The organism is Acidocella sp. MX-AZ02, assembly GCF_000306035.1.
Classification (GTDB): domain Bacteria; phylum Pseudomonadota; class Alphaproteobacteria; order Acetobacterales; family Acetobacteraceae; genus Acidocella; species Acidocella facilis.
Map to the genome: position 1 here is coordinate 1,662,845 of NZ_JH976207.1, position 10,146 is coordinate 1,672,990.

General features: G+C 64.3%; 10 protein-coding genes, 1 tRNA gene and 1 pseudogene. 3 read left to right on the forward strand and 9 right to left on the reverse strand.

What is annotated here, in order from left to right; genetic code table 11:
• Positions 1–223: 223 nt before the first annotated feature.
• A tRNA-Tyr gene (locus MXAZACID_RS08185) sits at positions 224–309 on the forward strand.
• 63 nt (positions 310–372) lie between these two features.
• On the opposite strand, the gene MXAZACID_RS08190 is transcribed toward MXAZACID_RS08185, so the two are convergent.
• Positions 373–966: a hypothetical protein gene (locus MXAZACID_RS08190; RefSeq protein WP_168118406.1), complete on the reverse strand. Its 594-nt coding sequence runs from the start codon at positions 964–966 to the stop codon at positions 373–375.
• Positions 967–1,171: 205 nt separating this feature from the next.
• Entirely contained in the window at positions 1,172–1,366 is a 195-nt protein-coding gene (locus MXAZACID_RS08195) for a hypothetical protein (RefSeq protein ID WP_008493775.1), read from the reverse strand.
• A 111-nt stretch (positions 1,367–1,477) separates the two neighbouring features.
• Here MXAZACID_RS08195 and MXAZACID_RS08200 point away from each other — a divergent pair, with 111 nt between their 5' ends.
• A complete protein-coding gene (locus MXAZACID_RS08200) occupies positions 1,478–2,980 on the forward strand; it encodes a cryptochrome/photolyase family protein (RefSeq protein WP_008493777.1) in 1,503 nt (500 codons plus the stop codon).
• 153 nt (positions 2,981–3,133) lie between these two features.
• On the opposite strand, the gene MXAZACID_RS08205 is transcribed toward MXAZACID_RS08200, so the two are convergent.
• From MXAZACID_RS08205 to MXAZACID_RS08230, 6 genes are all read right to left on the reverse strand, one after another.
• The gene (locus MXAZACID_RS08205; RefSeq protein WP_008493778.1) at positions 3,134–3,805 is read right to left on the reverse strand and encodes a hypothetical protein; all 672 of its coding nucleotides are present in this window, start codon (positions 3,803–3,805) and stop codon (positions 3,134–3,136) included.
• The gene (locus MXAZACID_RS08210; protein ID WP_008493780.1) at positions 3,792–4,136 is read right to left on the reverse strand and encodes a hypothetical protein; all 345 of its coding nucleotides are present in this window, start codon (positions 4,134–4,136) and stop codon (positions 3,792–3,794) included. The genes MXAZACID_RS08205 and MXAZACID_RS08210 overlap by 14 nt, the downstream gene beginning before the upstream one ends.
• Before the next feature lie 209 nt (positions 4,137–4,345).
• A complete protein-coding gene (locus MXAZACID_RS08215; protein ID WP_144052688.1) occupies positions 4,346–5,683 on the reverse strand; it encodes an MFS transporter in 1,338 nt (445 codons plus the stop codon).
• 31 nt (positions 5,684–5,714) lie between these two features.
• Positions 5,715–6,722, reverse strand: a complete 1,008-nt coding sequence (locus MXAZACID_RS08220; RefSeq protein ID WP_008493782.1) for a zinc-binding dehydrogenase — start codon at positions 6,720–6,722, stop codon at positions 5,715–5,717.
• 4 nt (positions 6,723–6,726) lie between these two features.
• Positions 6,727–7,614, reverse strand: coding sequence for an aldolase (locus MXAZACID_RS08225; protein ID WP_008493783.1), 888 nt, complete (start codon positions 7,612–7,614; stop codon positions 6,727–6,729).
• Positions 7,601–8,548: a carbohydrate kinase family protein gene (locus MXAZACID_RS08230; RefSeq protein ID WP_008493784.1), complete on the reverse strand. Its 948-nt coding sequence runs from the start codon at positions 8,546–8,548 to the stop codon at positions 7,601–7,603. The genes MXAZACID_RS08225 and MXAZACID_RS08230 overlap by 14 nt, the downstream gene beginning before the upstream one ends.
• A gap of 113 nt (positions 8,549–8,661) precedes the next feature.
• Between MXAZACID_RS08230 and MXAZACID_RS08235 the strand changes: the two genes are divergently transcribed.
• Complete coding sequence (locus MXAZACID_RS08235) at positions 8,662–9,465, forward strand: DeoR/GlpR family DNA-binding transcription regulator (RefSeq protein ID WP_008493785.1); 804 nt, start codon at positions 8,662–8,664, stop codon at positions 9,463–9,465.
• Positions 9,466–9,776: 311 nt separating this feature from the next.
• Here MXAZACID_RS08235 and MXAZACID_RS19710 read toward each other — a convergent pair.
• Positions 9,777–10,146, reverse strand: a pseudogene (locus tag MXAZACID_RS19710) (hypothetical protein); the annotation flags it as partial.

Below are 10,146 nucleotides of genomic sequence, written 5' to 3' on the forward strand. Positions count from 1 at the left end.
CTGGCGGAACTGGCCGTCCTGACGGGGCTGCTCCTGGCGCGGCGCGCCCTGACGCGGCTCTTTTTTCCGCGAGTCGTCGGGACGCGATCCCCGCGCCTCGCCAGCTGAACGTTGACGGGGAGCGTTTTTTCCATGCGGGGGGCGTTTTTGAACCATGCCCCTCACTATCTCCACCCCCATGCGTTGACAACCGATGCCAACCGTTGCAAGACGCGCCCCACGTGGAAGGGTGCCCGAGTGGCTAAAGGGGACGGACTGTAAATCCGTTGGCGTGCGCCTACGTTGGTTCGAATCCAACCCCTTCCACCACTTCCCTCAAAACGCGGATCACCAGCCTTGCGGCATTCATTCGCCGCCTTGCCCAAGCCAGGATCAGAGGCAGGATTTCGCCTGCATGGCGGTCTGCAGAGAGGCAAGCACGTCCGCGGCGATGGCCGGGTTGTCGAAGACTGACAGATCGACCGTCCCGCCCGTCCGCAGATGCCCGACTATCCAGTAGCTCGCCCCGCCGCGCACCGCATCCCGCTCCTCGACGCTCAGCGCGCGCACATCGCATAGCGCCACCGGCGTCGATCCGTCGCTGATCACACCACGATCCTGATTGACGGAGACCCTCAGGGCGACGTCCGGCGGCGCCAGAAACGCCCCGGTGCAGAGCACATTCAAAACGACCACCGCGACGGCCACGAGATAGGGCATGAAGGTCCCGCGCAGGACCCAGGCAACCAAAGTGAAATAGAGCGTGAACGCGACCGAGAAAATCACCGTTCCTAGGCCGGTCTGGTCCGCGCCGGCGATCGTCAGGACATGGCCCGGCCCGTGTTTCCAGAACAGGTCCAGATCACTGTCATTGCCGCCGGGATAAGGCGAATAGCCCGACGCCAGCAGCCGGTTCTGCACGCTTTGCGCGCGCTGCAAATACGCGGCGGCACAAACGAGACTGAACGGCACAAACGCCGCGATCATGGCGGGCTTCAGCCAGCCCCGCCCGCTCTTCACCGCCGCGACGGGCGGTGCCGCATTGGCTTGTGGCGGCGGCAGGTGCCGATTTTTATTGGACAAGGCTGCGCACCCAAATCTGAGATCGAAACAGATAGCCCGCGCAGTATGCCCCCGACATTACCGCGAGGAAATAGCGGGGGCCGGAGGCATCGATGAACGCCGCGCCGGCCTACATCAGCAGGCCACGGGCAAAATTTCCGAACCCGATCTCCGGCTGGCCGCCCAGGGCAGCCACCCGGCCGGGGACGCCGTGATCGAGCCATCCGAGCAGATGCACGCCAAACAGCGACAAGGCCCCCGCCGCCAAAACCAGCACCACCACCAGCCCGACCCATTCAAACGCCCGCACGCTGTTCTCCTTCATCGACGCGCGGGCGGTTCAAGCGCCGAATTGGGGCCAAAGCATGGAGCAAAAACGCGCCAATTATGGTCGCCAACCGGTGATCCGATCGCCCCGCCTTGCCGTAACAAATATATGACCCGGCTTTTTCCCGTCCTCGGCGACCAGCTCAGCCTGGGGCTCGCCAGCCTTGCCCAGTGCGACAAGGCCAAGGATGTCGTGTTGATGATGGAGGTGCGTGGCGAGGCCACAACCCCGCGCCATCACAAGATGAAAATCGCCTTCCTGTTTTCGGCGATGCGGCATTTCGCCGCGGCGCTGCGCGAGCAGGGCTATCGGGTCGATTATGTGGCGCTTCAGGATGAGGGCAATACCCACAGCTTCGAGGGCGAGCTGCGCCGCGCGCTGCACCGGCATAAGGCCGAGCGGATCATCGCCACCTGGCCTGGCGAATGGCGGGTGAAACAGATGCTGGAGGGGCTGGGCGCCGAGATCCTGGAAGATACACGCTTCCTCGCCCCGCTCAGCGTCTTTGCCGAGTGGGCGCAGGGCCGCACGCAATTGCGGATGGAATTCTTCTACCGGCTGCTGCGCCGCCGGCTGAATATCCTGATGGAGGGGGATGAGCCGGCCGGCGGGCGCTGGAATTTCGACAGCGAGAACCGCCACCCGCTGCCGCCCCAGAAGAAAATCCCGCTCACCTACACGCAAGCCCCGGATGCGGTGACGCAGGAGGTTCTGGATCTGGTGGCGGCGGAATTTCCGGAGCATTTCGGCGAATTGAAGGGATTCTCCTACGCCGTCACCCGCGCCGGGGCGCAGGCGGCGCTGGCGCGCTTCATCACCCAGCGCCTGGCCAGCTTCGGCGATTACCAGGATGCGATGCGCCAGAACGAACCCTGGCTGTTTCACTCGCATCTCAGCCTCTATCTGAATTGCGGGCTGCTGCTGCCGGGCGAATGCATCGCCGCCGCCGAGCGCGCCTGGCGCGCCGGCGACGTGCCGCTGAACGCCGCCGAGGGCTTCATCCGCCAGATCCTCGGCTGGCGCGAATATGTGCGCGGGCTCTATTGGCTGAAAATGCCTGATTACGCGGCGCAGAACGCGCTCGGCGCCACCCGGCCCCTGCCCAGCTTCTACTGGGATGCCGGCACCGAGATGAACTGCCTGCGGCAATGTGTCCGCACCACCCGCGACCATGCTTATGCCCACCATATCCAGCGGCTGATGGTGCTGGGCAATTTCGCCCTGCTCGCCGGGCTCGACCCGGCGGAGGTGAATGAATGGTATCTGCTGGTCTATGCGGATGCCTATGAATGGGTGGAGATGCCCAATGTCACCGGCATGATCCTGTTCGCCGATGGCGGGCTGCTGGCCAGCAAGCCTTATGCGGCGGGCGGGGCCTATATCAACCGCATGTCGGATTATTGCGGCCATTGCAGCTTCAACGTGGCGCAGAAAACCGGCCCGGAGGCCTGCCCGTTCAATTATCTCTATTGGGCCTTCCTCGACCGCCACCGCGACAAGCTGGGCGGCAATGCCCGGCTGGGCCTGGCGTATAAGACCCTCAACACCATGCCCAGCCCGGCCTTGGCCGCGATCCGCGACAGCGCGCGTAGCTTTCTGGAGCGTCTCTGATCTAAAAAGCTGAAATGGCCCACGTCATCGTCGACCGCCTTGGGCAACGGCAGAAGACAGGATGCCTCCCCCGCACCGGGGGATTGGCCTTATGCGGATGAGACCGCGTGCCTTTTACTGCCGGCGGTAGAAGCTGGTCTGTCCTGTCCGGCGTCAGGCCAAGAGCAGCAGGTTCAACTGGCCATCGGCCTCCTGATTATCGGAGCTCCAGAGATACAGCGATTTTCGGCCATTCTCTGTATAGAACTCAACGCCAGGGCGTGTTCTTGGAACTTGCGGGCCGAATTTGAATTTATAATTCGCACCATTGGTCGGATAGGCCGTCACGAAATGCAAATAATCCTTGCCGGAATCGCGGCCGCCATTATCCACGACCAGCACGACATGCTTAACTTGGCCAGAAGCATCCACTGCCCCGCCTGACTTCACACGGATATTGAAGTTTCCGCCTGGGCCGGAAACTGGGTTGGCGTGGATGGTCATGCGCGCCCCCATGGCCACATTCAGCAATTTCAACGCCGCCTGACCGAACGGCGAATTCAGGATCTTCGCCACCACGAAGGGCTGGTCGGAGACCGTGCGTATTTTCATCCGCCACGTCTGCCCGATCATCGCCGGGTCGAGATAAGTGCCCGTGGCGTTGGTCTGCTGGGAGATGATGAAAGCGGATTTGTTCTTCGCGATCAGGTCGCTATCGCTAATGCCGTGATGGTCCCGGAACGCATGGCCGACATTGCCGGGATTATACGGATGCGGTTTACGTTCGGAAATGGCGATCATCGTTTTGATCTCGGTAACGCTGTAGTCACGGTCATAGCGTGCCATCTTGGTTCCCCCTCGTGGACAGGGACGGTAAAATATCCATTCCAGCAACAACTTTAAAGTGAATTTTCGCGTACCCCGCCGGCCCGTGCAGATCCTTGGCCATTGCCCAGGGCGCTGACAGCCAGACATCCCACGCGTCCGGTGCGATCAGGATCACCGGCATGGCCTTGGGGTGGATTGGCGTCACCCCCTCGTTCGCGGCGGTGGTCAGGATACCATGGATCTCGGCTGCGAACTCTTCGAGGCGTGGCGCCAGCTGACAAAAGCGGTGGAGGATTTGTTCAACAACACCCCACCAAAAACTTTGGTTCTGTCCCAGATCTTCATTCATCTGACCATTATGTCGATCCCGAGTCTCTTCGCCTTTTGCCCGTGGCGTCAAGGGGTTTACTCGCCTTCGGCGACGCGCGGCGAAGCCGCGCGCCCTTGACGCCACGGGCAAAAGGCGAAACCCTGCAATGATCGAAATAATGCTGATCCTTCAAGGCGTTGAAGGTATAAGCTGGAAAGTTATCTGGGACAGCCCCAAACTGTCGCAATTCAGCGCGAAGAGGCCTGCCAGGCTTCGCTGCGCTGCTGTGCCGCTATCTCCTCCTGCCCTGCCAGTCGCTTCGCCGCCGCCGCGCAGATGAAAGAAAGCACGCAAATCCCGGCCAGGAAGGCCGCAATCGCCCAGGGCTGGCCGCCATCCGCCTTGATCAGCCAGGTGCCGATCAGCGGCATGAAGCCACCCGCGATCGCCGAGATCTGATAAGCCAGCGACAGCCCGGTATAGCGCGTGCCGGGGCTGAAGAGTTCCGTGAAAAAAGTGGCCTCGACAGCGAACATCAGCGTCGGTCCGAGATTATAGGCGAGGATGAAGGCCAGCCAGATGATGGCGACGGATTTGGTGCCCAGCAGCAGAAAGAACGGATAGCTGAACAAGGCCATGAACCCGGCCCCGGCCAGATAGACGCTGCGCCGCCCGAACCGGTCCGAGAGCCCGCCGAACAGCGGACACAGAAAAATGCCGATGAGCGAGGCCACCATCATCGCATGCAGCCCGGTCGAGCGGTTCATGCCCAGATCATTGACGATATAGGCAATGCCAAAGGCGTTGATGATGTTGGAGGAGATCGTCTCCGCCAGCCGCGCGCCGGTGGCCAGGGCGGTGTTGCCGGCATGGTTGCGCAAAAGCGCGCCCAGCGGCGTGCGCTGCGGCTTGCCCTTGGCCAGCATCGCCCGGAAATCCGGCGTCTCCATCAGGCTGACGCGGATGAACAGCCCGATGAAGGTGAACAGCCCGCTGATCAGAAACGGAATGCGCCAGCCCCATTGCAGGAACTGGTCCTTGGACAGCCCGCCCAGCAGCGCGAAAATCCCGGTGGCGAGCAGAATGCCCGCCGAGGCGGCGGATTGCGGCACCCCGCCCCAGAAGCCACGGCGGTTGGCCGGCGCGTGCTCGATCGTCATCAGCGCCGCGCCGGCATATTCGCCGCCCAGCCCGAAGCCCTGCACCAGCCGCAGCGCCAGCAGCAGCATCGGCGCGCCGATGCCGATCTGCGCATAAGTCGGCAGCACGCCGATCAGGAAGGTGCCGAGCCCGATGATCACCAATGTGGCGATCAGGCTGGCCTTGCGCCCGATCCGGTCGCCGATATGGCCGAAGACGATGCCCCCCAGCGGCCGCGCCAGGAAGCCGACGCCGAAAATCGCAAAGGAGCCCATGATGCCGTTCAGCTTGCCGGCATTGGAAAAGAAGATCGGCCCGAAGGCGATGGCCGCGGCGGTGCCGAAAATGAAGAAATCATACCATTCGAGCAGGGCGCCGATGAAGCTGGCAATCGCCACCTTGCCCATCGGGCTTCTCGGGGCAGCCTGGGTGCTGCTATTTGTCATTGTTGTTTCCTCCGGTTTTTGGATCGGGTGGTCAGCCCATGTCGATCAACACTTTCACGCTGTCGCGCTGGCCGGCTTGTTCATAGGCGTCCTTGGCTTCGGCCAGAGGTCGGATGGCGCTGATCAGCGCCCCGGCCGCGATCTCGCCCGCCGCCAGCGCGGCGATGGCAGCGTCGATATCGGCGGGCACATACATGCCGCTGCCCAGCACGTCGATTTCGAAACGCTGCAGCCGGGGCAACGGCAAAGCCCGGGCGGCATCAGCCACGCCGACCACCACCATCGTCCCGCCCCCGGCGGTGGCACGGCAGGCTTCATCCAGGGTCGCCTGCGCGGCCACGCAGTCGAACACCGCGCTATAGCCGCCAAGCCCGGAGAGCGCCTCGGGCGCGTGAGCGGCGTTGGCGCCGAGCCGCAGCGCCAGCGCGCGCTTGGCGGCGACGGGCTCGACAATGTCGATCGGCCCGGCCCCGGCCAGACGCGCCGCCAGCAGCACGCACAGCCCGATGGTGCCGCCGCCGATGATCAGCACCTTGTGCAGGTCCCGCGCCCGGCCGACGGCATGGATGCCCACGGCCAGCGGCTCCGCCAGCGCCGCCAGGGTCGGCGCCAGCCCGTCCGGCACCGCGTGTAATTGTGCCGCCGGGGCGTTGAGATAGGTGCTGCCCAAACCAGGCAGGCGAAAGCCCAGCACCTTCGCCGATTCGCAATGGTTGGGCCGGCCTGCCTGACAGGCACGGCAGATGCCGCAGGCCAGCAACGGGTTGACGACGACACGCTGGCCAGGGCGAAACCGCGTCACCGCCGCCCCCACCGCGACCACGCGCGCCACCACCTCATGCCCGGTCCGCACCGGCGGGCGCACCCAGGGGTGCTTGCCGTGCAGCACGTGCAGATCGGTGCCGCAGATGCCCAGATAATCCGGGCGCAGCAGCACCTCGTCCGGCCCGGGCGCGGGCGGGAAAGGGTGCGAGATCAGACTGACCTCGCCCAGCGCCGGGAACTCGATCGCCTGGATGCGGTTGGGCAGGGCGGTCATGGGGTCAGCCTTGCACCGCGCGGTCCGCGACCTCGCACAGGCGCTTCAGCCGGTCCGTCGCCTCGCCGGCCAGGGCGGCCTTGAGGTTCGGCTGGCCGATCACCGGCTTCCACACCGCGCGCCCGGCCAGGAAGCCGGAAGCGCCTTCCTTGCAGGCCAGCTCCACCGCACGGGGGAATTCATCCGGCTCGACGCCGGAGGAGAGCACCACCCAGGGGGATGAGATGGCTTTGGTCAGCGCGGCGCAGGCAGAGCGCAGCGCCGCCTCGCTGCCGCGGCCATGCAGCGGCACCTCGGCCTTGTAGAGATCCGCGCCCAGCCCGCCCAACTCCTTGGCGGCTTCGAGCACGCCTGCATTCCAGTCATAGGGCACAGCGCCGCGCGGCGGCTTCGCCACCGGCTCGATGATGCTGACCAGGCCGGCATCTTTGCATTGCGCAACGAAGCGGCGGGTCATTTCGATGCGGGTTTCCGCGGCTTCGTCCTGGCGCCAGATCACCAGCAGCTTCAGCGCCGTGGCGCCATCGGCCATGACTTCGGCCGCGACCACCGCCGGGTCGATCTCGACCTTGTCGACAAACGCATCCGGGCTCGGAATGAACAGATCCGCCGCCGCGATCAGCGCGCAGGAGGGGGCCACCGCCTTTTGTGCCACCGCCTGGTCCCAGACGAACTGCTTATCCAGCAAAATCGCCGAGGCGTGCGGGGTCAGGGCGCGGGTGACTTCGAGTTTGAAATCGGTGACCTGCTGGTCGCTCACCGGGCCGCTCTGATGCGCGGCCAGCATCGCGCGCAGCGCCTCGCGTTGGTCGATGGCGAGCATCGCGAAGGCGCCGGAGGGGCGGGCGAGGCTGGCGAGCCCGGCGCGGGGGCGGTCTTCAATCTGCTGCATGGGAAAGCTCCGTTATGTCGTTGGTCAAAGCGCGTTGCGCGGGCAAGGCGCGCATCACGGTATCGTGGTCGGGAATGGCGGACCGCCCATCGATGCCCCGGCAGGAGAGCGCGGCGGTGATGCCGGCATAGGCGGTGGCCTCGGCACAGCCCATGCCGCGCATCCAGCCCGCCACCAGGGCACCGTGGAACACATCCCCAGCGCCCAGCGTGGAGAGGCATGGCGCGGGCAGGAAGGCCGGCACATGCCAGAGCCGCTCCCTGGTGCGGTCCAGCGCGTAGGCGCCGGCGGCGCCGGCGGTCGCCACCACCCAATCCGCGCCGGCCGCGCGGCGCAGCAGCGTGGCTGGGTCGGCCGGGCCGAACATCGCCTCCAGCCGGGCAATGGTGGGCACGAACAGCCGGGCGGCGCGATGGTCGAGATCGGGGATCGGGTTGCCGGCATCGATGGAGAGCGGCGGCAACGCGGCGCCCAATGCGGCGAGCTTGCCATAGCCGATCTGGTCGGCATGGATCAGCGCCGCCTGGGTGATCATCCGCGCCTGGAGGCTGCCGGCCGTCAGGGTGAAATCCGGCGGCAAAGTGGGGCAGAGGGCGCGGGTGGCCTGGGTGCGGTCCGCCAACACCAAGGCAGCGCAGGAGGCGGTGTTGAGCACACGCACCACGCCGGAGACATCCACGGTTTCCGCCCGCAGCGCCGCCAGAATTCGGTCTCCATACACATCATCTCCGACCGCGCCGATAAAGCAGGCGGGCACGCCGAGTCTGGCGCAGGCAACGGCGGCGGTGGCGGCGGGCCCACCCCCGGCCTCGACGATGCACTCCGCGACCAGCCGCCCGTCCGGCGCCGGAAAGCCCGGTAGCAGAGCGATCATGTCCCAGGAGGCGAGGCCGACAAAGACAGCCGGCTTTACGGTTTGGGTTTCGATCAACATTCCCTCGGACACTTGTTATTTTTGAGTTTGGTAAATAATTACCAATTATGGTAGTAAATTATCTAAATCATGGATGGTTGTAAATGGTCTTGTTGGGGATTTAAGGATTGCTCATGTCCGAGAAAGCGGCGCAGGCGCCGTCATTGACCTATGGCGCCGCCGCCGGGCGGCTGGAGATGGTGTTCGCGCGCATCGCGCAGGCCGGGTTCATTTCCATTGCCGATCTGGCGGCCGCGTTGGGGGTTTCGCCAATGACGGCGCGGCGCGATGTGCAACGCCTGGCCCAGGCCGGGCGGGTGGCGGCGCTGCATGGCGGGGTGAAGCTGCTGGCGCCGCCGGCGCAAACCGGCTTTGCCCAGCGCCGCCAGGCCGCCGCCGCCGCCAAGCAGGCCATCGCCCGGGTCGCGGCGGGGCGGATCGGCCGGGAGGACAGCATCGCCATCGATGCCGGTACGACCACCTTGCATCTCCTCGAGCATCTGCCCGCGGATTTTACCGGTAGCATCGTCAGCCATTCTGTCCCGGTGATGGCGGCCTTGATGGAGCAGACGGGGTATCGGCTGGTGATGCTGGGCGGGGATTTGCTGCCGGACAGTGCCGCGCTGGTCGGCCCGCTTTCGGTGGAAGCCGCCTCAAGGCTGCGGGTGCGCAGCTTCTTTCTCGGTGCCGCCTCGGTGGATGCGCGCGGCGTGTATGTAAAGGCGGATATCGAACGCCCGACCAAACGGGCGTTGATGCAGGCGGCGGACCAGGTGGTGCTGCTGGCCGATCATTCGAAATTCAGCCTGTCGGAACCGGTGCTGCTCTGTGGGCTGGACGAGCTGGACGCGCTGGTGACAGATCGCCCGCCCCCTGCCGACGTTGCCGCCGCTCTGATTCGCGCCGAGGTAGCCCTAAGCTTGGCTGCTCCGGGTTAGAATAATGTGTGTTTAGATTGACGCGGCAGCATCACTCTATGTGCCAGGTCAGTGCCCCATCCACTTCCTTGGATTTACCCCAATAATGGAGGAAGTCAGGAATGGTGGACGGTAAAGAGGAATTATTCTGCATCAACTTTGCCTCGCTTGAATCTGACAGAGGCAGAGATTTTTGTGTCGAAAGCGACAACCAAGGGCATGACTTTTCATTCCAGCGATAATTAACAAGCCCCAGTCATTTTGATATCACATGCCGCCACAATTCCACGCTTCAACGCCGCAAGCCATACCTTATGCCGGAACTAAAACCCTTAACCAACATTTTCACTCAGACCGTAAGACTTCACGCCAGCAAGCTGTTTTAGCTGAGTCAGGGCGTCCCTCACCTTCTGGGCGTCGAGAGCAACAAAATCCGCGATGGTAGCGACACCAAGCCACTTCAGCTTCAGCGCAGACTGACCGCCGATGCCCCAAACTGTTTCGATTGGGGTATCGGCATAAAAAGCAGCCCACACCCCAGCACTGCGAAGCTCAAAGAGACCCTCCATTGAAGGCCGCTCCTTGGCAACCCTGTTCGCCAACTTGGCGATGGTCTTGGTGGCCCCCAACCGATGCAGGTTGGAATCTTGGCCAGGCGCCGCACCTCGTCGCGGATGCGCCGGAAGTCCGGGTGCCGCAAGT

Coding starts and splice junctions, on each gene's coding strand:
- MXAZACID_RS08195 (WP_008493775.1), bottom strand. CDS start 1,366: ATGAAGGAGAACAGCGTGCGGGCGTTTGAATGGGTCGGGCTGGTGGTG.
- MXAZACID_RS08210 (WP_008493780.1), bottom strand. CDS start 4,136: ATGAATGAAGATCTGGGACAGAACCAAAGTTTTTGGTGGGGTGTTGTT.
- MXAZACID_RS08205 (WP_008493778.1), bottom strand. CDS start 3,805: ATGGCACGCTATGACCGTGACTACAGCGTTACCGAGATCAAAACGATG.
- MXAZACID_RS08235 (WP_008493785.1), top strand. CDS start 8,662: ATGTCCGAGAAAGCGGCGCAGGCGCCGTCATTGACCTATGGCGCCGCC.
- MXAZACID_RS08220 (WP_008493782.1), bottom strand. CDS start 6,722: ATGACCGCCCTGCCCAACCGCATCCAGGCGATCGAGTTCCCGGCGCTG.
- MXAZACID_RS08190 (WP_168118406.1), bottom strand. CDS start 966: ATGATCGCGGCGTTTGTGCCGTTCAGTCTCGTTTGTGCCGCCGCGTAT.
- MXAZACID_RS08230 (WP_008493784.1), bottom strand. CDS start 8,548: ATGTTGATCGAAACCCAAACCGTAAAGCCGGCTGTCTTTGTCGGCCTC.
- MXAZACID_RS08225 (WP_008493783.1), bottom strand. CDS start 7,614: ATGCAGCAGATTGAAGACCGCCCCCGCGCCGGGCTCGCCAGCCTCGCC.
- MXAZACID_RS08215 (WP_144052688.1), bottom strand. CDS start 5,683: ATGACAAATAGCAGCACCCAGGCTGCCCCGAGAAGCCCGATGGGCAAG.
- MXAZACID_RS08200 (WP_008493777.1), top strand. CDS start 1,478: ATGACCCGGCTTTTTCCCGTCCTCGGCGACCAGCTCAGCCTGGGGCTC.